The organism is Nocardia sp. NPDC004568, assembly GCF_040609955.1.
Lineage (GTDB): Bacteria > Actinomycetota > Actinomycetes > Mycobacteriales > Mycobacteriaceae > Nocardia.
Map to the genome: position 1 here is coordinate 1 of NZ_JBEXLL010000092.1, position 23647 is coordinate 23647.

The 23647-nt window shown below is 68.1% G+C and carries 24 protein-coding genes and 2 pseudogenes; 17 read left to right on the forward strand and 9 right to left on the reverse strand.

Going from position 1 to position 23647, the window contains the following annotated elements; all coding sequences use genetic code 11:
- Nucleotides 1-167 precede the first annotated feature (167 nt).
- The 6 genes from ABZV91_RS28705 to ABZV91_RS28730 are packed head-to-tail and all read right to left on the reverse strand — an operon-like array spanning nucleotide 168 to nucleotide 5246.
- On the reverse strand, nucleotides 168-1124 hold the full coding sequence (locus ABZV91_RS28705; RefSeq protein WP_355248257.1) for a PDR/VanB family oxidoreductase: 957 nt from the start codon (nucleotides 1122-1124) through the stop codon (nucleotides 168-170).
- 9 nt (nucleotides 1125-1133) lie between these two features.
- Nucleotides 1134-1874 (reverse strand): SDR family oxidoreductase, encoded by a 741-nt coding sequence (locus ABZV91_RS28710; RefSeq protein WP_355248260.1) that lies wholly within the window; start codon nucleotides 1872-1874, stop codon nucleotides 1134-1136.
- On the reverse strand, nucleotides 1871-2383 hold the full coding sequence (locus ABZV91_RS28715) for an aromatic-ring-hydroxylating dioxygenase subunit beta (RefSeq protein ID WP_355248263.1): 513 nt from the start codon (nucleotides 2381-2383) through the stop codon (nucleotides 1871-1873). Before ABZV91_RS28715 ends, ABZV91_RS28710 begins: the two co-directional genes overlap by 4 nt.
- On the reverse strand, nucleotides 2376-3668 hold the full coding sequence (locus ABZV91_RS28720) for an aromatic ring-hydroxylating dioxygenase subunit alpha (RefSeq protein ID WP_355248265.1): 1293 nt from the start codon (nucleotides 3666-3668) through the stop codon (nucleotides 2376-2378). The genes ABZV91_RS28715 and ABZV91_RS28720 overlap by 8 nt, the downstream gene beginning before the upstream one ends.
- 20 nt (nucleotides 3669-3688) lie before the next feature.
- Entirely contained in the window at nucleotides 3689-4054 is a 366-nt protein-coding gene (locus ABZV91_RS28725; protein WP_355248268.1) for a hypothetical protein, read from the reverse strand.
- 31 nt (nucleotides 4055-4085) lie between these two features.
- Nucleotides 4086-5246 (reverse strand): acyl-CoA dehydrogenase family protein, encoded by a 1161-nt coding sequence (locus tag ABZV91_RS28730; RefSeq protein ID WP_355248270.1) that lies wholly within the window; start codon nucleotides 5244-5246, stop codon nucleotides 4086-4088.
- A 169-nt stretch (nucleotides 5247-5415) separates the two neighbouring features.
- Between ABZV91_RS28730 and ABZV91_RS28735 the strand changes: the two genes are divergently transcribed.
- The 7 genes from ABZV91_RS28735 (at nucleotide 5416) to ABZV91_RS28765 (ending at nucleotide 11924) form a co-directional block, all read left to right on the forward strand.
- Complete coding sequence (locus ABZV91_RS28735) at nucleotides 5416-6909, forward strand: PAS domain-containing sensor histidine kinase (protein ID WP_355248273.1); 1494 nt, start codon at nucleotides 5416-5418, stop codon at nucleotides 6907-6909.
- A gap of 66 nt (nucleotides 6910-6975) precedes the next feature.
- On the forward strand, nucleotides 6976-7533 hold the full coding sequence (locus ABZV91_RS28740) for a flavin reductase (RefSeq protein WP_355248276.1): 558 nt from the start codon (nucleotides 6976-6978) through the stop codon (nucleotides 7531-7533).
- Nucleotides 7509-7778: a hypothetical protein gene (locus ABZV91_RS28745; RefSeq protein WP_355248279.1), complete on the forward strand. Its 270-nt coding sequence runs from the start codon at nucleotides 7509-7511 to the stop codon at nucleotides 7776-7778. Before ABZV91_RS28740 ends, ABZV91_RS28745 begins: the two co-directional genes overlap by 25 nt.
- Nucleotides 7775-9052 (forward strand): amidase, encoded by a 1278-nt coding sequence (locus tag ABZV91_RS28750; protein WP_355248282.1) that lies wholly within the window; start codon nucleotides 7775-7777, stop codon nucleotides 9050-9052. Before ABZV91_RS28745 ends, ABZV91_RS28750 begins: the two co-directional genes overlap by 4 nt.
- Before the next feature lie 73 nt (nucleotides 9053-9125).
- Complete coding sequence (locus ABZV91_RS28755) at nucleotides 9126-10577, forward strand: aldehyde dehydrogenase family protein (RefSeq protein WP_355248284.1); 1452 nt, start codon at nucleotides 9126-9128, stop codon at nucleotides 10575-10577.
- A 16-nt stretch (nucleotides 10578-10593) separates the two neighbouring features.
- Nucleotides 10594-11151: a nuclear transport factor 2 family protein gene (locus ABZV91_RS28760; protein WP_355248287.1), complete on the forward strand. Its 558-nt coding sequence runs from the start codon at nucleotides 10594-10596 to the stop codon at nucleotides 11149-11151.
- 134 nt (nucleotides 11152-11285) lie between these two features.
- Nucleotides 11286-11924 carry a response regulator gene (locus tag ABZV91_RS28765; protein ID WP_355248321.1) on the forward strand — a complete coding sequence of 213 codons (639 nt, stop codon included), beginning with the start codon at nucleotides 11286-11288 and terminating at the stop codon, nucleotides 11922-11924.
- A 6-nt stretch (nucleotides 11925-11930) separates the two neighbouring features.
- On the opposite strand, the gene ABZV91_RS28770 is transcribed toward ABZV91_RS28765, so the two are convergent.
- The gene (locus ABZV91_RS28770) at nucleotides 11931-12701 is read right to left on the reverse strand and encodes an IclR family transcriptional regulator C-terminal domain-containing protein (protein ID WP_355248290.1); all 771 of its coding nucleotides are present in this window, start codon (nucleotides 12699-12701) and stop codon (nucleotides 11931-11933) included.
- A gap of 132 nt (nucleotides 12702-12833) precedes the next feature.
- Here ABZV91_RS28770 and catA point away from each other — a divergent pair, with 132 nt between their 5' ends.
- The 3 genes from catA to catC are packed head-to-tail and all read left to right on the forward strand — an operon-like array spanning nucleotide 12834 to nucleotide 15133.
- Nucleotides 12834-13682: a catechol 1,2-dioxygenase gene (gene catA, locus ABZV91_RS28775; RefSeq protein WP_355248292.1), complete on the forward strand. Its 849-nt coding sequence runs from the start codon at nucleotides 12834-12836 to the stop codon at nucleotides 13680-13682.
- A 27-nt stretch (nucleotides 13683-13709) separates the two neighbouring features.
- A complete protein-coding gene (locus ABZV91_RS28780; protein ID WP_355248295.1) occupies nucleotides 13710-14831 on the forward strand; it encodes a muconate/chloromuconate family cycloisomerase in 1122 nt (373 codons plus the stop codon).
- Between the two features lie 11 nt (nucleotides 14832-14842).
- A complete protein-coding gene (gene catC, locus ABZV91_RS28785) occupies nucleotides 14843-15133 on the forward strand; it encodes a muconolactone Delta-isomerase (RefSeq protein WP_355248297.1) in 291 nt (96 codons plus the stop codon).
- Between the two features lie 83 nt (nucleotides 15134-15216).
- Here catC and ABZV91_RS28790 read toward each other — a convergent pair whose 3' ends face one another.
- Nucleotides 15217-15804, reverse strand: a complete 588-nt coding sequence (locus ABZV91_RS28790) for a TetR/AcrR family transcriptional regulator (RefSeq protein ID WP_355248300.1) — start codon at nucleotides 15802-15804, stop codon at nucleotides 15217-15219.
- A 236-nt stretch (nucleotides 15805-16040) separates the two neighbouring features.
- On the opposite strand from ABZV91_RS28790, the gene ABZV91_RS28795 reads away from it, so the two are divergent.
- From ABZV91_RS28795 to ABZV91_RS28825, 7 genes and pseudogenes are all read left to right on the forward strand, one after another.
- A complete protein-coding gene (locus ABZV91_RS28795) occupies nucleotides 16041-17486 on the forward strand; it encodes an APC family permease (RefSeq protein ID WP_355248303.1) in 1446 nt (481 codons plus the stop codon).
- A 59-nt stretch (nucleotides 17487-17545) separates the two neighbouring features.
- The gene (locus tag ABZV91_RS28800) at nucleotides 17546-18952 is read left to right on the forward strand and encodes an NAD(P)/FAD-dependent oxidoreductase (RefSeq protein ID WP_355248306.1); all 1407 of its coding nucleotides are present in this window, start codon (nucleotides 17546-17548) and stop codon (nucleotides 18950-18952) included.
- Between the two features lie 218 nt (nucleotides 18953-19170).
- Entirely contained in the window at nucleotides 19171-20592 is a 1422-nt protein-coding gene (locus tag ABZV91_RS28805; RefSeq protein ID WP_355248309.1) for a cytochrome ubiquinol oxidase subunit I, read from the forward strand.
- 3 nt (nucleotides 20593-20595) lie between these two features.
- The gene (locus ABZV91_RS28810; RefSeq protein ID WP_355248312.1) at nucleotides 20596-21636 is read left to right on the forward strand and encodes a cytochrome d ubiquinol oxidase subunit II; all 1041 of its coding nucleotides are present in this window, start codon (nucleotides 20596-20598) and stop codon (nucleotides 21634-21636) included.
- 157 nt (nucleotides 21637-21793) lie between these two features.
- The gene (locus ABZV91_RS28815) at nucleotides 21794-22306 is read left to right on the forward strand and encodes a nitroreductase/quinone reductase family protein (RefSeq protein ID WP_355248315.1); all 513 of its coding nucleotides are present in this window, start codon (nucleotides 21794-21796) and stop codon (nucleotides 22304-22306) included.
- 345 nt (nucleotides 22307-22651) lie between these two features.
- Nucleotides 22652-22762: pseudogene (locus ABZV91_RS28820) on the forward strand (dihydrofolate reductase); the annotation flags it as partial.
- A 109-nt stretch (nucleotides 22763-22871) separates the two neighbouring features.
- Nucleotides 22872-22952: pseudogene (locus ABZV91_RS28825) on the forward strand (dihydrofolate reductase); the annotation flags it as partial.
- Between the two features lie 287 nt (nucleotides 22953-23239).
- Here the strand turns inward: ABZV91_RS28825 and ABZV91_RS28830 are convergent.
- On the reverse strand, nucleotides 23240-23548 hold the full coding sequence (locus ABZV91_RS28830) for a DUF6802 family protein (protein ID WP_355248318.1): 309 nt from the start codon (nucleotides 23546-23548) through the stop codon (nucleotides 23240-23242).
- Nucleotides 23549-23647: the final 99 nt, after the last annotated feature.

The following is a 23647-nucleotide window of genomic DNA, read 5'->3' on the forward strand; positions in this document are numbered from 1 at the left end:
CGCTACGAACGGCGCGCCGACATCCACCAAGCACTACTGAGCCTGGCCTGCTCGGTCATATGCCTCCGGAAGCTCATTCTGAACTGATCTTTAAGGCGACGATGTGACGTGGAACATCGGAAGAATTCCCGGTGCGAATACGGAATTCCTTTATCCGGCCCGGCGGGTCAGATCAATTCGATGACCAGTTTCGGAGTTCTCGACCGGGACACACAGAGTGCCATCTGTTCGCCGGCGGCCTTGTCCGCGGCGGACAGACAGTTGTCGCGATGATCCGGCTCGCCGTCGAGGACATTCGAGACACAGGAACCGCAGATTCCTTCCTCGCACGATTTGAAGACATCGATACCGTTGTCCTCGAGAACCGAGAGGATCGAGCGGTCGGCGGGGATTTCGAAGCTTTCGCCGGTATCGAGTTCGACGGTGAAAGCGGTATCTCCGGACGTGTCGGCCGCGGCCGCCTCGAAATGTTCGATGTGCACGTTGGCGATACCCACCACCGGGGTCATCAGCTCCGCGACGGTGTCCATGAATCCGGCCGGGCCGCAGGTGTACACCGCGCTGTCAGCGGTCAGGCCGGCAGCGACTGCCGCCAGCGCGGTGCGCTGTTCCGCGCGGGTGCACCCGATGTGCAGGCGCAACCGGTCGCGGAACTCGGCGCGGTTCTCCAGGAGATCGAGGAAGGCGGTCTCCGCGCGACTGCGGCCGAAGTAGACCAGCGTGAACTCCGCACCGGTGGAATGCAGTTCGTAGGCCATGCTCAGCAACGGGGTGATACCGATACCGGCGGCGATCAGCAGGTGCCGGTCCGCGGCCGGCGCGACGGTGAGGATATTGCGCGGTGCGCCGATCTCGACGATATCGCCTTCGCGGAGCTCGTGTAGCGCCGCCGAGCCGCCGCGCGATTCCGGTTCGCGTTTCACCGCGATGGTCAGCGAGGTGGTCTCCGCGGGTGGTCCGCACAGCGAGTACTGCCGGAGGACGCCGGTCGGTCCGGTGACGTCGATATGCGCGCCGGCCCGGTACGGCCCCAGCGGGGCGCCGTCCTCCCGTACCAGGCGCAGCGAGCGGACGGCCGGTGTCTCCGTCACGATTTCGGCGACCACCACTTTGATATCGGTCACGGCGTACTCCTAACGCATGTAGAGACCGCCGTTGGCGTCCCAGCAGGCCCCGGTGACCGACGCGGCGGCCGGTGACGCGAGCAGGGCGACCATCTCGGCGATGAACGCCGGATCGCCGAGACGCCCGACGGGTATGGATCGGGCGAAGGTTTCGAGGTTGTCCGCACCGACGATGTCGTGCACGACCGGCGAATCCTGCGGGCCGGGCGATACGGCGTTCACCGTGACCCCGGACGCGGCCAGCTCGCGGGCGAACACCTTGGTCAGCGATATGACCGCGCCTTTGGCGGAGGCGTAGTGCCCGCCGGTGGCGGTGCCACCGTTCTGCCCGGCGAGCGAGGCCATATTGACGATCCGGCCGTAACCCCGGGCGGCCATATGCGCGCCGAACAGCTGACAGGCCAGGAAGGTGCCGCGGAAACCGACGGCCATGACACCGTCGAGTTCCTCGGGGGCGATCTCGAACAGTGGCCGGGCCTGTGTGCGCGCGGCATTGTTCACCAGCACCTGCACTTCGCCGAAGTCGGCGACCACGGTGGCGAGCAGCTTCTCCAGCGAGCCCTTGTCCGCGACATCCACCGCGTAGCCCCGCGCCGCCACCGCGCCGTCGAGTTCAGCGGCCAGCGCGGCGGCGGCGGTGCCGTCCAGATCGGCGACGGCGACGGTATGCCCGCCAGCGTGCAAGCGGCGGACGATATGCGCGCCCAGACCACCCGCGGCACCGGTGACGACGGCGACCGGCGCGGTCACAGCAGGAACCCCGCGGCGGGCACGGCATCCTCGCTGTCGACCAGCCGGATCACCTTGCGCGCGATCCGGTCCTCGGACGGTGACGCACCGAGCCGGATCCGGTACTCGACCTCGCCGGCCCAGATATCGTGGCGGCCGCGTTTGTAGGCGACGAGGATCTGGGCGGCTCGCAGCTGTACCTCGTCGTCGGTGACATGCTCGAGGACGAAGCGCGAGACGGTCCGGGTGGTGACCGCGGCGTCGACGGCGGCGAGGGCGTAACCCTCGGTCATGCGGACGACGCGCATTCCGCGCATCCGGGCATCGTCGTAGATCATGTTCAGCGTGTTGTCGAAATCGTCGGTGCTCCGATCGATCGGCACCACATAGTGGGCGTCGTCGGTATAGAGCGCCTGCCAGACGTGATAGTCCTTGCGATCGAGCAGGTCGGCTTCGTGCCAGATCAGCTCGATGGCCCGCGCGACCCGGCTGTCGGTGAACACCGCCGTCGCGGTGCGGGTGTCAGTCATCGCTCATCATCTGCTTCCACTGCTGATACGCGGCGCGCATGCCGGTCTCGTCGGTGACATGGGACGTGGGCCAGCCCTCGGGACTCGGCTTCTCGCGGGCGAGCCCGCGGTTGACCAGGATCGGCATATCGGGGCCGGCCTGCGCACCGCGCTGGACGCGGTCCCAGCCCTCGGCGTCGTCGGGGGTGCCGAAGCCGAAGGGGCCCTGGAAGTGCTCGTGCACCCGCAGCCGGGCCCGGTTGACCGGGTTCACGATCTCGGCGGGCCCGTCGGGGCCGATGGCCACGTGTTCGATCGTGGTCTCGTCGACCGAGATCGGGCGCAGCACACGGAAGAAGGCCGCGGACATGGAGACGTTCGGGAACAGGTTGAGATTGAACCCGGTGCCGTGCATGGCGCGCACCAGTTTCCGGATGGCGGCGTCGTCGAGGCCGGTGGTCTTCAGTTCGGCGATCAGATCGTCGAACCGGGCCTGCAGCGGTTCGCTGCCGTCGTCGGCGTCGAGATCGGAGTGCTCGAGCACCATCTGCATGACACTGTGACCGTTGCCGAGGTCGTGGGTGACCGCTGCTGGGTCGGTCATGAACGACATCATGTCGGCGGTTTCGGCGTCGACCGAGGCCATCCAGGAACGGTGCACGATCGGGAAGTGGTAGCCGTCGGTGGTGTTCTCCAGCTGGATCTTCCAGTTCCCGTGGAAGCTGAACCGGTGGGTGCCCAGCACTTTGATCGGGTAGCCGCCGCCCTGTTTCATGAAGCGGTCGATCCAGAGTTTCGCGTCGCCCAGGAAGTCCGCGAGCGGTTCGATATCGGCGGCGAACGTGGCGAACACCATGCCGCCGTAGGATTCCGTGCGTAGTGTCCGCAGCGACAGGTCACCCTTCTCGACCACGCCCTCGTACCCGTCGGGGTACGGGATTCCACGCAGCTGTCCGTCCAGGCTGTAAGACCAGGCGTGGTAGGGGCAGGTGAAGCCGTTGGCCACCCCGGTCTTCTGCTCGCAGATGCTCGCGCCGCGATGCCGGCAGCGGTTGAGCAGGGTGTTGAGCTGCCCCTTGCGGTTGCGGGTCACGATCACCGGCTGCCGGCCCACATGGGTGGATTTGAAGCTGCCGGGCCTGGGGAGTTCGGATTCGTGAGCGACCCAGATCCAGGTGCTCTCGAAGATCCGGGTCATCTCCTGCTCGAAGACCTCCGGGTCGGTGTACATCCGGGCCGCGACCCGGTCCTCGCGGACCAGATCGGCGGGCGCCCGGTGCGGGAGCGCTGCGCTGTGCGCGGTCATGATGCCTCCTGGCGGGTTGGTCAGTACTGGCGCGGGGTGAGCGCGCGGCCGATGCGGGCCTCGATCTTCAGGAATTTCCAGAGCTTCCAGTCGCTGGTGCCGACCGGAATGGTGCGCACCAGGTTGCAGGCCGACTTCACGGTGTCGTGGCTGTCGGCGTCGGCGAGGAGATAGCAGGTCCACGGCCAGCTGTCGGACGGCCCGACCATGGTGGAGTCGTCGTCGATATCGCCGATGAAGTCGATACCGTCGAGAGCTTTGATGCCGTCCATCAAGCCGACGAAAGCGGTCCACACGTCGCCGGTGGTGACACCGCCCGCCGGGAGGTCGAAGAAGTTCTGGTTGATGCCGATACAGAAGAGAACGCGCAACGGGCTGTCGGTCACGGAAGGTCCTGTCGTCGAGAGCGGCTGTCGGTCAGCGGAATCCGGGCACGGTGGGGGGCTGTCCCATCAGGACGGCGCCGGCGGCGTCGACCAGGCCCGGTCCCAGGAAGGCGTGCTGCTGCGGTACCAGCGCATCGCCGGCCCACTGCTGTAGTGGGTGGCCGTGGAAGATGGCGGCGGTACCGGAAATCTCCACCAGCCGGTTCACCACCGAGGCGGAGGTGGCGGCGATATGGGACGCCGCGAGCCGCAGATGGGCGTTCTGCTCGGCGGTGACAGGATCACCGCGCAGCACCGTCTCCCACACCTCCTCGGTGACCTCGTAGAAGTAGGCGCGGGCGGAACGCAGGTCGGCTTCGGCCCGGGCGACCGCGGTCCGGTAGTACGGTCGGTCGGCGAGTTTGGGCGCACCGGTGATGCCCGACCGGCCCGCCCCGGTCTCGACAGCATGGTCGAGGGCGGCCCGGGCCACCCCGGCACCGACCACCGCGAGCACCTGGGCGGCGTAGGCGATGGCCGGATACCGGTACAGCGGCTCGTCCACCGTCGGTTCACCGCCGCGGATGAAGGTCCATTCCCGCGGTACCACCACCTCGCGCACCACCAGGTCGAACGAGCCGGTGCCGCGCATCCCGATCACGTCCCAGTCCTGGACGATCTCCACCTGCTCGGGCCGCAGCACGGCGGCGCGGGGTTTGCCCTCGGTGCTGGCGTCACCGGGGATACCGACGCCCAGCACGTCCGCGCCCATACATCCGCTGGCGAACTTCCACCGTCCGTCGATCCGGAAACCACCCTCGACCTCGGGGGCCGCCTGGATCGGGAACAATCCACCGGCGAACACCACATCGGGGCCGTCGGCGTACAGGGCGGCCTGGGTGTCCAGCGGCAGGGCCGCGAGATACACCAGTGCCGAACCGAAGCTGGCCACCCAGCCGGTGGAGCCGTCCACCACGGAGATGCGTTCGACGATGCGCAGGAACTCGGCGGGCGGCAGGGGCTCGCCGCCGAAGCGGCGCGGGGTCGCGGCGCGATAGACGCCCGTGTCCTTGAGCCGTGCGACGAAATCCCGCGGCACGTACTTCTGCTCGCCGAACTCCTGCCGCCGCACGGCGAGCTCGGCGAGGACGTCGTCGAGATCCGCCGCGCCGGTGGCGGACCGGACCGTGGCTTGCGAGGTGGTCACGATCACCTGCTCCTGTCGTCGATGGGCTGTTCTTCGACGGTAGGGAGATCGCGGTCACACGAACATCGGTAAAGCCCGCGCCCGGACGAGTGTCAACCACCACCTCTGTAGGGGAAACCTTCAGCGGCCCCCGGACGATCGCGGACCCGCGGTTCGGAAAAGCTACGCTGGCGCGATGTCCGTCGATCCACGAGCCCCTGAACTGGTCGTCTCGGATTTCGTCACGATGATGAACGCCACCGAGGTATGCGTTCTGGTGCACGACGCCGCGACCAAGAACATTCTCTGGGCGAACCCGGCGGCGTGCGCGATGCTCGGTTTCGACCTCACCGAGATCCGGCCGTTGAAGGCCCACGATATGAGCAGTTCGGCCCAGCAGTACGACCGGGTGATCGGGCGCGCCTGGCTCCAGGACGCCGTCGAACACGGCACCAGCCGGATCGAATGGCACTACCGGTCCAAATCGGGGCGGGTCATCCCGACCGACGCGGTGGCCACCCGGGTCGAACTCGCGCAGGGCCCCGCGGTGATGGTGCAGTTCCGCGATATCGAACGCGAGCAGCGCACCGAGCGCGCGCTGCGGCTGACCACCACCTATGTGGACGCGCTGGCCCGGCACACCTCCACCATGGCGTTCGTGCTCGACGAAGCCGGCGAGATCCGTTTCGCGACCGATACCGCGCTCACCCGCCTGGGTCTCGACCCGGCGGTCGAGCCACCGGCCGGGCCGCGGCTCACCCACTATGCCCACCTGCATCGCGACAACCGGCGCACCGACTGGGAGGTGGTGGCCGGGCAGGCCGACCCGGTCACCTCGGTGCGGCTCGAGATCAGCCGCTCGGACGGGACCACCTCCTGGCTCGACGGCAGCCTGGAACGGCTGGACGAAGCCGGTGTGCCCGCGTACCTGATGCTGGTGCACGACGTATCCGACCGGATCCGCGACGAGGAGAAACGCGGGCTGGAACTGCAGCGGGAGAACTATCTGGCCCGTTACAACGCGATGGGCGATATGGCGATGGCCATCGCCCACGAGCTGGGCCAGCCGCTGGCCGCCGCCGGCAACTATGTGGCGGGGATCCGCTCACATCTGCCGCCCGGTGAAATCCTCGACGACCGCGTCACCTTCGGTCTGGACGCGGCCCGCAAACAGATCGACCGGGCCGCGACCATCGTCGCCACGCTGCGCGCGTTCGTCGGTCATCTGGAGCAGGTCGAGCAGGTGGCCGATCTGAACGACATCGTCACCGAATGCCTGTATTTCGTCCGGTTGCGGGCACAGGAGACCGGTGTCCGAGTCGACCTGGAGCTGTCCGGTGATCCGGTCGCGATCCGCTGTGAGCGGGTGCTCACCGGGCAGGTCATCGTCAATCTGTGCTTCAACGCCATCGACGAGATGGGGCAGTGCCCGCCGGAGTCCCGGCGCATCGTGCTCACCACCGCGGTGCGCGACGGAAGCGGATGCTTCACCGTCCGCGATCACGGCCGCGGGGTGCCCAGGGACCCGTTCTCGGATTCGTTCACCTCGAAATCACACGGCAGCGGGATCGGGCTGGCCTTGAGCTACCGGATCATCACCCGGCAGCACGGAAGCATCTGGTGCCGGCCCGCGGACGGCGGTGGATCGGTATTCGGTTTCGCGCTGCCGGTGCCCGGGCCGGATAAGTAAAACCTTCAGCACACCCGGAGGAAATCTCGATACCTCGAGGCGTAGATCACTCGTAGCGTCGATGCCATGACCAAGCAATTGACCGCCGAGCAGCGTGACTTCCGGGCTGCGATGTCGAATCTTTCGGCCGCAGTCAACGTCGTCACCACCAACGGACCGCGTGGTCGCGCAGGTATCACGGTCAGCGCTGTGTGCTCGGTGACCGACGCACCGCCCACGATGATCGTGTGCGTCAATCAGTCCAGCTACGCCCACGCGATCTTCCAGCGCAATCAGCGGGTCTGCGTGAACATCCTCAGTCCGAGCGACGAGGAGCTGGCCGGGCACTTCGCCGGTGTCACCGGTATCCCCATGGCCGAACGTTTCGAGTGGCCGATCTGGGACCACGACACCGAGGACATCCCGATGCTGCGCACCGCGGCGGCGCGGGTGGTGGGCCGGATCATCAGCGATCACACCCAGGGTTCGCATTCGATCTTCCTGGTGAGTGTGCAGCGCGTCGATGTCCGGGAGAACACCGGCGCGCTGGTCTATTTCCAGCGGCGCTTCCACCGCATCGGTAACGACCATCGATCGCACCCCGAGCAGGAGAACTCCGGATGGACGACGCGGACCACCGCATGACGCTGATGTGCTACAACGACACCCACGGTTACGGCTGGCGCCACGTCGACCTGTTCCTGCACGACGCGGACGGTCGCGAACTCAACTGGGTGCACTGGCAGGTCGCCGGGGACGGCCCGGACGCCGCCGACCGGATCACCGCGATCGCCGAACCCGGCCTGCGCCGCACCTCCGAATGGCGGCACGGGGTGAGCGCGGCGGGTATGGACTACTGGTCGGCCGATGCGATGTGGGTGCAATCATGACCTCCGCCGAACCCTTGTACGCCCCGTGGTCGCTACGGGACCTGGTCGACGATATCGCCGCCGGGCGCACCGACGCCGCGGCGGCGTGGGAGCGTTCCGCCGCCCGGATCGCCGCCACCGAGCGCACTCTCGCGGCCTGGGTGGCGCGTGGCCCTCGGCCCGAGATCCCCACGGCGAGTGGCCCGCTGGGCGGCGTCCCGGTCGGCGTCAAGGACATCATCGACGTCGCCGGATATCCCACCCGCTGCGGTTCGGGTCTGCGCGCGGACAGCGGACCGGTGGACCGGGACGCGGAGATCGTCCGGCTGTGGCGGGCCGCGGGGGCACTTCCCGCCGGCAAGACCGTCACCACCGAATTCGCCTACTTCGCTCCGGGTCCCACACGTAACCCGGCGGCGCCGGACCATACGCCCGGTGGTTCGTCGAGCGGGTCGGCCGCCGCGGTCGCCGCCGGTCAGGTGCCGCTGGCGCTCGGTTCGCAGACCGCGGCCTCGGTGACCCGGCCCGCCGCCTACTGCGGTGTCGCGGCCCTGGTGCTGACCCGGGGCCTGCTGCCCACCACCGGTGTCACCGGACTCGCGCACAGCCTGGACAGCCACGGCTACTACGCCGCCGAGGTCCGCGATCTGGCCTGCGCGTGGGCGGCCTTGCGCGGCGGATCCGACCCGTCGGCCGGGTCCGGCCGGCCGCCGCGAGTGGCCTTCTGGACCGCGGCGCCCCTGGATGTGGTGCAACCGGTCATGGCCGACGCGATCGGGACGCTACGGGAGCGGTTGCGCGCGGGGGGTGCCACGGTCACCGATTTCGCCGCGGAGCAGGCCGTCGCCGAGACGACCGCCGCGCACCGGGTGGTCATGGCCTACGAAGCCGCACGCACCCGGGCCCCCGAGCTCGCCCGCGCCGACGCGTTGAGCGCCCCGCTGGCCGAACTGCTGCGAACCGGCGCCGCCACCGATCCGCACGACTACGAGCAGGCGCGCGGGATCGTCGGCCGGACCCGGCGCACGGTGCTGGACCTGTTCACCGGCTACGACGCCGTCGTCGGCCCCGCCGCCCCGGGCCCCGCTCCGGCCGGCCTGGCCGCCACCGGCGACCCGGTGCTCAGCCGCGCCTGGCAGGCACTCGGGTTGCCCGTGGTCACCGTTCCCGGCCTGCGCACACCGCAGGGACTGCCGCTCGGTGTCCAGGTCATCGGACCCCCACGCTCGGAAGCGGCGTTGCTGCGGACGGCCGCGTGGATCCAGGACCACACCAGGCCCGTCCGCACGCTATGACGTGGCCACCGCACCGAACCCTCGCCGCGGGCGCTGCCCCGCCCGTCGCGTATTCCCGCACCAGGAGACCCCTATGACCGCACTTCCCGAACTCACCACCGACCTCTATCTCGCGGGGTCGTGGACCCGCGGTGGCGCGGGCACCTTCACCACGGTCGACCCGTCCACCGGCGAAGAACTGGCGGAGATCGCGGCCGCGAGCGGCGCCGATGTCGATACGGCCGTCGCCGCCGCGACCGACGCGCTGCGGGGCGCCTGGGCCGCCGTGCCGCCTTCCGGCAAGGGCGCCCTGCTGAACCGGCTCGCCGATCTCGTCGAACGGGACACCGGAATCCTGGCCGCGCTCGAGTCCTACGATATGGGCGGTCTGTACGGGCTGGGCACCATGATGTTCGTCCCGAATCTCGTGGCCTCGCTGCGCTATTACGCGGGCTGGGCTGACAAGATCAACGGCGAGACCCTGCCCACCGACGGCTACCTGGGCCGCCCCACCTTCGCCTACACCCGGCGCGAACCGATCGGTGTGGTCGCGGCCATCGTGCCGTGGAACGCGCCGCTGATGATCCTCGGCTGGAAACTCGCGCCGGCGCTCGCCGCCGGGAACACCGTGATCGTCAAGCCCGCCGAGGATGCCTCGCTCTCGATCCTGCACCTGGGCAGATTGATCGAAGAGGCGGGCTTTCCAGCAGGGACGGTCCAGATCCTGCCCGGGCTCGGCGAGGTCACCGGTGAGGCCCTGGCCACCCATCGCGGTGTGCGCAAGGTGTCCTTCACCGGCTCCACCGAAGTGGGGCGGCGCATCCTGGTGAACTCCGCCACCGATTTCAAGCACACCACCCTCGAACTGGGCGGTAAGTCCCCGCAGATCGTTTTCGCCGACGCCGACCTGGACCGGGCGGTGGCCGGGGTGGCCATGGGCCTGTTCACCAATTCCGGCGAGGTCTGCGCCGCGGGCACCCGGGTGCTCGTCCACCGATCGAGATACGACGCGGTTCTCGACGGACTGGCCGCGGCCGCCGCGGCGCAGATCGTGGGTAACCCGTTCGACAGTGCGACCACTATGGGCCCGCTGGTCAACCGCGTACAGCGGGACCGGGTACTCGGCTACGTCGAGAAGGGCGTGGCCGAGGGCGCCCGGCTGGTAGCGGGTGGCGGCCGGGAGGACGGACCGGGTTTCTTCGTCCGTCCCACCGTGTTCGCCGGCACCAACGACCAGGTGATCGCCCGGGAGGAGATCTTCGGTCCGGTCGGCGTCGTCATCCCCTTCGACGACGACGCCGAGGCCGTGGCGCTGGCGAACGACAGCGCCTACGGGTTGGCCGCCACCCTGTGGACCCGCGACCTCGCCCGTGCGCACACCACCGCCGCGCAGGTGCACGCCGGCGCGGTGGCGATCAACGGATGGTCCCCGCTGGCGCCGCAACTGCCGTGGGGCGGGGTGAAGGCCAGTGGGATCGGACGCGAACTCGGCTACGCGGGCATTCTCGCGAACACCGAGGCCAAAACCGTCACCGTCGTGCTGTGAGCACCGGAGGTATGTCATGACCGAGATCGACACCATCGAGCGGTTGACCCGCCGGATCGCGGCGCTGGAGGGCGAGGCCGAGATACGCCGGCTGCAGGCGCGCTACATGTTCCTGTGCGATACACCCTGCCCCGAGTTCGGAGTCACCGACGACGCGCACCGGATCGACCTGATCATGGAGCTCTACGCCGAGGACGCGGTCTGGGAGGGCGTCGGCGAGTACTACGACGACCAGTTCGGCCGGCTCAGCGGTCATGCCGCCATCCGCGCCCATTTCGAGCGGTTCTGGGCTCCGGATCGCGATCCCGCTCTGGTGCTCAACGCGCACTACCTCACCGCCGAACAGATCCGGGTGGACGGCGATGCGGCCACCGGCCAGTGGATCCACATGCAACCGTGGCTGTATTCCGACGGCACCGGACTCCTGCGGTCGAGCCGGCTCAACAATGCCTTCCGCCGGGTGGACGGATCGTGGAAGATCACGCGCACCCGGACCGAGAATGTCTTCGTCGCCCCGCTGCCGCACGCGTTCGCGGAGAGTTTCCCGGCGGGTTCGGTACTGATGAGGCCGTGATGGAGGCGGTCACGAGGTATTCGCCCAGCGATCACGCGGGCCGCCCGCCGAGCTGCGCCCCCGTAGAATCGATCGGCATGAACGGGTCGGGCCCGGACGCGGGAGTGAAGCGTCACCGGACAGGGCCCCCGTCGATGCCCCGGGAACAGCCCACCGGCGGTGCGCTCTCCCCCGTCGTCCATATCGTCGACGACGACGAGGACCTGCGCCAATCCCTGGCCTTCCTGCTGCAGAGCGTCGGGATCGACGCGCTGACCTATGCCACGGCGGCCTCCTTCCTGGAGGAGGCCGACCTGGACGAGGCCGGTGTTCTCATCGTCGATGTCCGGATGCCCGGACTGAGCGGCTTCCAGTTACAGGACGAACTGAACCGGCGCGACTATCCCGCGCCGGTCATCTTCTGCTCCGCCCACGGCGACATCCCCATGTCGGTGCGCGCCCTGCGCGCGGGCGCGGTGGATTTCCTGGAGAAACCCTACGAGCCGCAGCGCATGCTCGAGGTGGTGCAGGAGCAGCTGCTGGCCGCGGGCCGGGCCTTCGCCGAGCGCGCCGAACGCCTGCGCGTCGAGCGGCGATTGGCCGATCTGACACCCCGCGAACGCGAAGTGCTCCAGCTGGTCATCGAGGGCAGGTCCAGCCAGCAGATCGCGAGCCGGCTGGGAACCAGCGTGAAAACGGTCGATGTGCATCGGGCCCGGATCAAGGCGAAAACCGGCGCCGAGAGCCTGGGCACGCTGGTCCGCGACATCCTCGCCTACCGGGTCACGGTCTGACCCGGATCAGGGCGTCCAGCCGAGGCCGCGGCCGAGTTCGGCGGCGGCCGCCGACACACAGGCGCTCGCGGTGCGCTCGAACTCCTCGGCCGTCGTCCGGCCGGTGGACGTCGAGCAGGCGATGACCGCGACGACCGCGCCGGACTGGTCCCGCACCGGAACGGCGATCGAGATCAGTCCTTTCTCCAGTTCTTCGGAGGTGAGTGCATAGCCTTTTTCCCGGACCACGGCGAGCTCACGCTCGAGCTGTCCGGCGTCGGTGATCGTCGTGGCGGTCAGCGGCCGGAACTCGGTACGGGCGATGACCTCGTCCAGCGTCGCCCGCGGCGCCCAGGCCAGCAGCGCGCGCCCCATGGAGGTCGCATAGGCCGGTACGCGGGTGCCGACCGAGACATTGATGCTCATGATCCGGCGTACCGGAACCCGCGCGGCGTACACCACCTCGGCACCGTCGAGGACGCCCAGTGATGCGGACTCGTGCAGCTCGTCGGCTACCGCGAGCAGATGCGGCATGGCCTGTTCGAGCAGCGTATGGGTGGCGGAGTAGTGCTGCCCGATGCTCAGGACGCGGGGGGTGAGCATCCAGCGCGGGCCGGAACCGGTCACGTAGCCCAGCCGCTGCAAGGTCAGCAGAATCCGACGAACCACCGGCTTGGCCAGCCCGGTGGCGTGCGCCAGCTCGGCCAGCGTGGGATTCGGCCGGTCGCTGTCGAACGCGGTGAGCACGGCGAAACCCCGTTCGATGCTCTGGATGTAGTCGCGCTCGTTCTCGCTCATACGGCCCGATCCGTTCCCTTCTTGACAAACCAAGTGACCACGCGCACAGTAATCGGTACGCACAGCGTCAGCATAGTACGCATAGCGTACTCCCTTTCTCTCATTCCCCCGGTTCTCTCCGAGGAGCACGACATGACCACCACCGAATCCGCCTCGCCCACCGCGCTCGGCTCGGGCACCGCCGCCACCGACAAGTTCAAGGGCGAGCGGGTCACCGCCGACACCTCCCCGGAACGCCTGGCGGCCATCGCCCGCGACGCCCTGGGGGCCCTGCACAAGGTGATCCTCGACCACGGTGTCACCTATCCCGAGTACCGCGTGTTCAAGCAGTGGCTGATCGACGTGGGCGAAGGCGGCGAGTGGCCGCTGTTCCTCGATGTGTTCATCGAACACGCGGTGGAGGAGGTGCTGGCGCGCAGCCGCAAGGGCACCAAGGGCAGTATCGAAGGTCCCTACTACGTCCCGGACGCGCCTGAACTGCCGGCCGAATGCGAGCTGCCGATGCGGGCCCAGGACCGCGAGCAGACACCGCTCATCTTCTCCGGGCAGGTCACCGATCTCGACGGCAACGGACTCGGCGGCGCGAAAGTCGAACTGTGGCACGCCGATGCCGACGGTTACTACTCGCAGTTCGCCCCGCACCTGCCGGAATGGAACCTGCGCGGGACCATCATCGCCGACGACGCGGGCCGGTACTCGATCCGCACCATCCAGCCCGCGCCGTACCAGATCCCGACCGACGGCCCCACCGGCGCGTTCATCACCGCGCAACAGGGTCACCCGTGGCGGCCGGCGCATCTGCACCTCATCGTCTCGGCCCCGGGCCGGGAATCGGTCACCACCCAGCTCTATTTCCGGGGCGGCGAGTGGCTGGACAGCGATGTCGCCTCCGCCACCAAACCCGACCTGATCCTCGACCCGGTCACCGGCGCCGACGGCGTCAACCGCGTCACCTACAACTTCGCGCTCGACCCCGCCTGAACCGCACCGCCGCGAGAAAGAGATCCGATGCCGGACCTGTCGATCGTCTCGGTCGAGACCACCATCCTGGACGTACCCCTGGTGCGGCCGCACAAATTCGCCACCACCTCGATGGACGCCCAGCCCCTGCTGCTGGTCGGGATCACCACCGGTGGCGGTGTCACCGGTTACGGCGAGGGCGTGGTACCCGGCGGCCCGTGGTGGGGCGGTGAATCGGTCGAGACGATGCAGGCCGTCGTCGAGCGGTACCTGGTCCCGGTGCTGCTCGGGCGGCGGGTCGACGAGATCACCGCGATCATGGCCGATATCGAGCGGGTGGTGGCCGCTGCCCGCTTCGCCAAGGCCGCCGTGGATGTCGCCCTGCACGATGCCTGGGCCCGCTGCCTGGATGTCCCGGTCCACACGCTGCTGGGCGGCGCGTTCCGCTCCAGTGTGGATGTCACCTGGGCGCTGGGTTCGGCGCCGGTCGAGGAGATCATCGCCGAGGCCCAGGAAAAGATCGAGAATCGCGAGCACTTCAGCTTCAAACTCAAGATGGGCGCACTCGACCCGGCCGTCGATACCGAGCGCGTGCTGCGGGTGACCGAGGCCCTCGCCGGGCGAGCCGGCGTCCGGGTCGATATCAACGCCCGCTGGGACCGGCTCACCGCCCTGCGCCATCTGCCCTGGCTGGCCGACGGCGGCGTCCAGCTGATCGAACAACCCACCCCGGGTGAACAACTGGAAGTCCTCGCGGAACTGAACGCCCTGCTGCCGATCCCGGTGATGGCCGACGAGAGCGTGCACACCCCGCACGACGCATTGGAAGTCGCCCGCCGCGGCGCCGCCGACGTGATCGCGGTAAAAACCACCAAATGCGGTGGCCTGCGCCGCAGCCGCGAGGTCGTCGCCGTCGCCCGCGCCGCGGGGCTGGCCTGCCACGGCGCCACTTCGATCGAGGGCCCCATCGGCACCGCCGCCTCGATCCACTTCGCCTGCGCCGAACCCGGAATCGATTTCGGTACCGAGCTCTTCGGCCCCCTGCTGTTCAGCGAGGAACTACTGCAGGAACCGCTGCACTACAGCGAGGGACAGGTACACCTGCCGACCGGCCCCGGGCTCGGGGTGGAACTGAACATGGACGCCGTCAAACGGTGGACCCGGAACTAGGAACGAGACCCATGCACCTCTACCACGTCCGGATGGACGTCGCCATCCCCCGCGATCTCGACGACGCCGTCCGCGCCGATATCGTCGCCCGCGAGAAGAAGTACTCCCAGGAGCTCCAGCGGGCCGGGAAGTGGGTCCATATCTGGCGCGTCGTCGGCCAGTACAGCAATATCAGCGTCTTCGCCGTCGACTCCCCCGCCGAACTCCACGAAATCCTGTGGAACCTGCCCCTTTTCCCCTACATGACGATCGACGTTCTGCCGCTCACCACCCACCCCTCCGCGATCGAACCGGTGCCCTGAACCGGCCACCGACCTCATCCGCCGGACCGCCTCGACATCGTCGGGGTGGTCCGGTGCTTTTTCCGGGCCGGTCCGCCCGCCGGTTATCCGGGTGTCGCGCCGAGCAGCGAGTCCACCATCGCGAGCTGGGACCGGCGTGACGACGCGGCCGCGCCGAGGACGGCCGTCACCTGTAGCCCGATCATCATCGTCATCAGTGACTCCACGCCGATCCCGAGGTCGGTGTCGGGGAGCTCTCCCGCGGCGATCGCTTCGGCCCAGTACCGGGTGAGCCGGCTCTTCCATGCGGCCACCGCGACATTGTTGAACTCCGCCATGGCCGGGTCGTTCATCGCGCGTTGCCACAGTGAGACCGCGATCCGCGCTTCGAGCCGCGTCTCGTCGGTCACCGGCATGATCTCGAGACACATCCGCCGCAACGCGGCGAGGCCGTGCCGCGCGCCGACCGAATTCTCGATCCGCAGGTCGGTCGATTCGATGACGTACTCGAATGCCGTGCAGAGTATTTCGTCCTTGCCCGAGAAGTAGTGACTGAGCGCGCCGTTGGCGTACCCGGCTTCGGCGGCGAGATCACGCATGGTGATGCCGTCGATGCCGCGGTCGGCGATGAGGCGCCAGGCCGCCTCGATGATGGCGCGCCGCCGCTCGACATGGTCCACCAGCTTGGGCACGGGCACTCCTTCGTTCGATACAGCGACCGTACCGGCCCGGGCACGGCCGGCAGCCGGGGCGACCGGGCAACGCCCGGCCCGGGTAAAGGTTCCTTCAGTCCGGTCGACCTTCCCGTTCCCTCGCTATCGATGTAGTCTCGGTCACATCCTTGATTCTACGTTCGTAGAATCACACATTGTCTCTCTCTCGCATTTGCGAACGGCATCCCGTCGGGGTGCCGCGGAAAAGGTCGATCATGATCGAAAGCACCATCTCGTCGTCGGCTGCGGCCGCCCGTCCCGGGCTCCGCGGCTCGATCGGCGTCACCGGCATCGTCTTCCTGGTCATCGCGGCCGCCGCTCCACTCACTGCCGTCGCGGGATCACTGCCGGTCATGATCGCACTGGGAAACGGCCCCGGCGCGCCGGTGACCTACCTGGTCGTGGCGGTGGTCCTGCTGGTCTTCAGCGTCGGTTACGCGACGATGAGCAGTTCGGTCACCGAAACGGGCGCCTTCTACGCGTACGTCACCAAGGGCTTGGGCCGCTCCCCCGGACTGGGCGCGGCAGCGCTGGCCCTGCTCGCCTACACCACTGTCCAGGTCGCGATCTACGGCCTCGCCGCCTCGACGACGGCCACCGTCGTCGCCCGATTCGGAGGTCCGGACCTGCCCTGGTGGGTGTGGGCCTTCGTGCTCATGGGTATCGTCGCGCTGCTCGGTTACCGCAGCATCGATCTGGGCACGAAGGTCCTGGGCGTGCTGCTCCTGGCCGAGATCGCGCTCATCGTGGTCCTCTCCGGCGCGGTTCTGCTCCGCGGCGGCGCGCACGGCATCGACGTCTCGTCCTTCACTCCGTCGGCCTTCTTCTCGGGATCGCCCGGTATCGCCCTCATGTTCGCCATCGGTTCGTTCATCGGCTTCGAAGCCACGGCGATCTACAGTGACGAGACGAAGGACCCGGCCAGAACGATTCCGGTCGCCACCTACACCGCCGTGATCACCATCGGCGTCCTGTACGCCGTCGCCAGCTGGGCGGTCGTCCTGGCCTCCGGCAGCGGCGACGTCCAGGCCGCCGCTCGGGCCCATCCCGCGGATCTCACCCTCACGACCGCGTCCGAGTATCTGGGCGCCGTCGCGGCCGACGTCATGACTGTCATGCTGATCACCAGCCTCTTCGCGGCACTGCTGGCTTTCCACAACGCCATCGCCCGCTACACCCACGCGCTCGCCCGCGGCGGGTTCGCGCCCCGGCGGCTGGCAGCCGTGCACCCACGGCACGGGTCACCGCACGTGGGTTCGCTCGTGCAGACCGTCACGGCGCTGGTTCTCGTCGCGGTCTTCGCGATGGCCGGCGCCGACCCGGTCCTGCAGCTGTTCACCTGGATGGCGGGGGTCGCCACCGTCGCGATGCTGGCCGTCATGGTGCTCACCAGTCTCGCCATCGTCGTCTACTTCGCCCGCTCCGACGGCGACAGACGACTCTGGCACACGAAGGTCGCCCCGGTGCTGGGCGGACTCGGTCTCTGCGTCGTCACAGCACTCGTCATCACGAACTTCACCACGCTCATCGGCGGATCCCGAATACTCGCCGATGTCTTTCTCGCGATGATCGCATGCACATTCCTGACCGGAACATTGCTCGGACGCGTTTCCGGTCGTCCGGCCCGTCGCGGTGACTCGGCGACGTCACCGCCCCGCTGAGGGCCCACCTCCCCGGCCGGCCGCTGCCGCCGCGAACCCGAAAACAACAAGGAGCACCTATGCCTGCCGAGAAGAACACACCGTCGGTACTCGTCGTCGGCGCCGGTTTCGCCGGCCTCATCGCGGCCCGTGAACTGGAAGCCGCCGGTTTCGACGTCCGCATCGTCGAAGCCCGGGACCGGATCGGCGGCCGCGCCTGGACCGACCGGCGACTGGGCGGGCATGCGCTGGAAATGGGCGCCACCTGGGTGCACTGGATGCAGCCGTTCGTGTGGACGGAGATCACCCGGTACGGGCAGAAGATCTACCCGAGCCCGGATATCGACGACGCGTACTGGGTCGGTGACGGAGTCGTGCGTCGCGGCACCGAGCACGAGCTCGATACCGCTCTCGCGCGGCTCCAGGAGAAGATCTTCGAGGGCTCCCGTGAGTTCTTCCCGAACCCGCACGATCCGCTCGCTGTCCTCCACGATCCCGCGACACCACCCGAAATCCGGGAGCGATTTCTGCGCGCCGATACCGGCAGCGTGCTCGACTGTCTGCGCGAGGCAGGGTTCGGCCAGGCGGATATCGATCTCGCGGACTCGTATTGGTCGGCCGGATATCAGGGCTCGACGGCCACGGCCTCACCGCTGATGGCGAAACACTGGGCCGCGCTGAGCGACCACCGGAGCTCACTCATGGACGAACAGACCCTTCGGTTCAAACTGGTGAACGGCATGCGCGGTCTCTACGAGTCCATCGCCGCCGACCTACGGGCCGATATCGTGCTCGATACCCCCGTCCGGCGGATAGATCATTCGCCGACGGCTGTCGAGGTCCACCTCGAGAACGGGACCGTCGAGCGCGCCGACGCCGTGATCGTCACGGCACCCATCGGCGCACTGCGGCATATCGAGTTCGATCCCCCGCTGTCCGCCGGTCAGCGGAAGGTCATCGCCGAGGGCACCAATTCGGTCGGACTCAAGATCTGGATCAAGGTGTCGGGACGGCACTCGATCATCGCGGGCGCACCCGGCAGCCACCCGATCTCCCTGCTGCGCAGCGAATACTTCCTCGACGAGGAGAACGCCACCATCCTGGTGGGCTTCGGTTCCGACCACACAGCGATCGAACTCGACAACGTCGACTCCGCGCAGAAAGCACTCGACGTATGGCAGGACGACCTCGAAGTCCTGGACTGCGCCGGGCACGACTGGGTGGCGGACAGATGGTCCGGCCAGACCTGGGCGACCTTGCGGTCGGGTCAGTTCTTCGACGGATGGAGCCATTTCCTCTCCAGCGACTCCCGGCTCCGGTTCGCCGGCGCCGACTACGCTCGCGGCTGGAACGGCGTGGTGGTCGACGGCGCCATCGAGTCCGGGATCGTCACCGCCCGCGGCTTGATCAACGAGTTCACCGGCGTACCGGGTTCCGGGCCGGGAACCCGGGAAGCACCGTTCCACGGCTCGGCAGATGCCCATTGAGACCGTGTTCGCAGAACAGATGTAGTCGGCGCCCGGCCACCGCGCTCGACCCGTGCGCGGGATCGACGACGTAGCGCCCCGGACCTCGGCTCGCCGGACGGGTATCGGCGCGGTGGGGACACCGCGACGTGCGAAACGGTTAGCGTTGCGCGCGAGGGTCGATCGGGCAGGGCCGAGCGGGTCGACCGGTCTGTTCACCGGTGACGGAAGGGGCTGTGATGGTGACGAGCACAGTGGTCGCGCTCCTCGGGGCGAGCGGGGAGAGCCCGCCCGGTTTGTTGCCCGCTCGTCAGCAGATGGCGTTCTCGCTGGGCTGGCATATCGTGCTCGCCTGCTTCGGTGTCGCCTTCCCCGCCATGATCTATGTCGTCCATCGGCGAGGCCTGACCCGCGAGGATCCCGTCGCGCTGGGGCTGGCCAAGCGATGGGCGACGGTTTCGGCGATTCTGTTCGCCATCGGCGCGGTCTCCGGGACGGTGCTCAGCTTCGAAATGGGGCTGCTGTGGCCCGGACTGATGGGGCGCTACGGCGACGTGCTGGGTCTCCCGTTCGCCTTCGAAGGACTCTCGTTCTTCATCGAGGCCATATTCCTCGGAATCTACCTGTACGGCTGGGGACGTATGCCGCCCCGGCGCCATCTGGCGATGCTCGTCCCGATGGGGGTGGCGGGCGTGGTGGGCACATTCTGTGTCGTCAGCGTCAACGCGTGGATGAACAACCCGACCGGCTTCCGGATCGTCGACGGCGAGGTCACCGACGTCGATCCGTGGCGGGCGATGTTCAACGGCGGGGCTTTTCTGCAATTCGCGCACATGTGGGTCGGGGCGTTCATGGTGGTCGGATTCGTGGTGTCGGGTGTTTACGCCGCCGGCCTGCTGCGCGGCCGCCACGATACCCACCATCGGTTGGGCTTCACGGTGCCCTTCGTCTTCGCGACCGTCGCCGCGCTGCTACAGCCCGTCGTCGGGCACATTCTCGGGATGCGCGTGCACGATACGCAGCCGGCGAAGTTGGCCGCGTTCGAACTGGCCGCCACCACCGAGGGCCCGGCACCGCTGCGGTTGGGCGGACTGCTGGTGGACGGCGAGGTCCGCTGGGCGCTCGATATCCCACGCTTGGGTTCGATCATTGCCCGCAATTCATTGACCGCGCCCGTCCCCGGCCTGGACTCGGTCCCCGTGGCAGACCGGCCGCCGGTCAACATCACCCACCTGGCGTTCCAGACCATGGTCGGTGTCGGCACCGTGTTGGCGCTCGGGGTGATCGTGTTCTGGCTGCTGCGGTGGCGCCGACGCGACCCGCTGCACAACCGGTGGTTCCTGCGGGCGGCCGTCGTCGCGGGACCACTGGCGGTACTGGCGCTCGAATGCGGTTGGATCGCCACCGAAGTGGGCCGGCAACCGTGGACCGTGTGGCAGGTGCTGCGCACCGCCGACGCCGCCAGCACGAGCACCGGACTGTGGTGGAGCTATATCGGCGTGCTGACCGTCTACCTCGGTATGACGGCGGGCGCGGTGGTCGTGTTGCGTTCCATGGCCCGGCGCTGGCGCGCCGGCAGCGAAACGATCGCGGCACCCTACGGTCCAGGAGCCTCACCCGCCGACCAGGCGCAACGGGCTCTCGCCGTCGGAGAGCGGTGACCGATGGACCTGTCGGATGTGGTCGCGACCGCGATGTTCACCGGGGTGGTGTTGTACGCGCTGTTCGCCGGCGCGGACTTCGGGTCCGGGTTCTGGGACCTGACCGCGGGCGGGCCGCGCCGCGGCGGCCGCCTGCGGGTGCTGATCGACCACAGCATCGGGCCGGTATGGGAAGCCAACCATGTATGGCTGATCTACATCCTGGTCTTCCTGTGGACCGCCTATCCCACGGCTTTCGCCGCCATCATGACAACGCTGTTCATCCCGATGAGCCTCGCTCTCCTGGGAATCGTGCTGCGCGGGGCGAACTTCGCGTTCCGTAAGTACTCCGCGACGATGACCCAGGCACGCCTGTTCGGCGCATTGTTCGCCGGGGCGTCCCTGATCACGCCCTTCTTCTTCGGCACCGTCGTCGGCGCGATCGCCTCGGGCCGCGTTCCGGCGCAGGGATACGGCGACCGGGTGAGCTCCTGGGTGAACCCGACCTCACTGCTCGGCGGCACCCTGGCGGTCGGCACCTCGGCGTTCCTCGCGGGAGTATTCCTCACCGCCGATGCCGCACGGTCCGGCGACCGTCGCCTCGCGGAATATCTCCGGCCCCGCACCCTGGTGGTCGGTGCGGTGACCGGCGCGGTCGCCATCGCCGCGATCGCACCGATCCGCCGCGACGCACCGACCCTCGGTGGCGAACTACTCGGGCGGGCGCTGCCGCTGATCGCACTGTCCGCAGCGGCCGGTGTGCTCACCCTGGTCCTGGTGTTCCGCCGCGGGTTCGGGTGGGCAAGAGTCTCCGCGTTGGTCGCCGTAGCGGCGATTGTCATCGGGTGGGCTGTGGCCCAGACTCCGTGGATGCTGGTCGACGAACTGTTGATCGCCGATGCCGCGGGCGCCCGCGCCACACTCCTGGCTCTCCTCGCGGTCGTCGCCATCGCGGCGGTGACGGTGCTTCCCGCACTGGCCTACCTTTTCTGGCTCACCCAGTCCGACGCTTGGGTTCGTGACGAGACGACCGCCGTCGCCGAGACTCGTCGTCGCTCGGGGTGAACGGTCTACCCGCGGCACGCTCGACCAAGGCACGGCTCTCCGGGGCAGCCAGAACACGGGCAAGGGCATACCCGGCGCGTACGTCGCGTGCTGAAAAGATACGGTTTCCGGTCGATTTAGGACGGTTACTGTCCTGATTCCACGAAACACTCGACTCATGAGCGAAACCGACGCGATCACGGGACAGTCCGAGCAGACCGAGATCACCGACTACAACGATCCGAACGCGCCGTGGAACCAGGCGTGGGACCAGCAGGACAGCATCGCAGGCTGGAACGATGATGTGATCAAGGAATTCCGGGAGAACTCCGGAAAGGTGGGCGGGGCCTACGCGGGTGGCGATCTCATCCTGCTCACCACCACGGGAGCCAAGAGCGGCAAGCGGCACACGACTCCGCTGGGTCCCCTGTACCGGGATGACACCATGTACGTGAGCTCGTTCATCGAGGACAAGTACCCGGCCTGGTGGTACAACATCAAGGCGAATCCGCGAGTCACCGTCGAGCTCCGGGACAAGACCTATCAGGCGACCGGCAAGGTGCTCGAAGGCGCGGAATACGACGAGTTCGCGGCCTGGGCGCTGGCCGACAACCCCCTGCTGGCAGACTTCCAATCCAAGGTCGACCGGCCCATACCGCTGGTCGTGCTGACCCTCGACGGCGAAGGCTGAGTGCTCACCCGAACCTTTCGGGAAGGTCGTCGACGATATCGACGTACCACGGGAGTTCTCCCACTACCCGGCCCCGCGGAGCTCTTGTTCCACCCGCGCAGGAGGAACGCCGTCGAATCGCTTTCGCGGGGGTTCGTTCGAGGTGCAAGGTCACCGAGGGGCCGGGGATCGCAATGCGTTCGAGCCGATCGAGGCCGCTGCGGCACCCGGCGCACCGCACCCGGTCGCCCTCGTTCGGCCGGAGCCGTGATCGAGAAGGACGAACTCGTAGCAGCACCCGTCGATTCGTCGACCAGGAAGGCGGTCGCCGGACAAGAATTCCACGATAACTCGTGTGGCGTCGCGATGAGTTCTGCCCGCCGGGGCAGTCTATGGTCCATAGGCAAACTCATCTACGGCTTCAATGTCTCGGTGGACGGCTACATCGCCGACGCGCAAGGCAATCTCGACTGGTCGGGCGGCGCCGGCCGATTCGGAGATGCCGAGCATCCGCCCGTCCGCATGGGCGGGCACCCCCGAGATCATGGTGCGCGGTGCGGGGCCGAGCCTGTCCGTCGGCCCCCACCCGAGCGAGGAACTCCTCCGGTACTGGAACGACTTCGAGCGGGAGACCGCCCTGTCGTTCTACGGTCGGCGGCTCTGCGAGGAGAATCGCACCTTCCCAAGCGGGTCGGTCCTGCTGCGCTACGAGGCGAAACACGACTGACAGCCGGGTGCGACCCGCGGACCCACTACGAGGTACACCACTCGATCGGCACCCGTGACTCCCGCTGTACCGCCACCTGTTCGACATCCGCCGGCGGTTCGGCGAACTGCTACCCGGGAAACCCCCGCCCGAGCGACCTCCGACCGGCCCGCGGTCTTCGCCCTACTCGATTCGACGCGCCGGCCCGGGCATCGATTCCATCCCGCTCTGCGCGGCCGGCGCCCCGATCACTCCCCCACTTTCCCCTGATCGGTCTGCCGCCACTCGCCCGTCCCGTCCGGATTACGGTGGTACTCCCACGCCGAGTAGTCGCCGTCGTTCTCCACCACGCTCAGCCGGTCGGCGTAGCCGTCGAGGTCGGTATCGGTCCAGACACTCATCGAATCGGGACCGGTGGTGACGAAAGTGTCGAGGATGCCGTCGACGACGAGATCCTGGGTCGGTGATTCCATTTCCACCGGGCCCAGGCCGTCCATAGACGAAGACGCTTCGAAACCGGGCATACCGATGCCGGGGAACTCTCCTGATGTAGGCATGGATTCTCCGTAAGTTGTTAATCGGCCCAGGAGGGTCGGATGTGGCTTATGGTTTCTTGCCTGTTGTGGCTTCTCAGGAGTGGCCGTCCGACCCTCCGG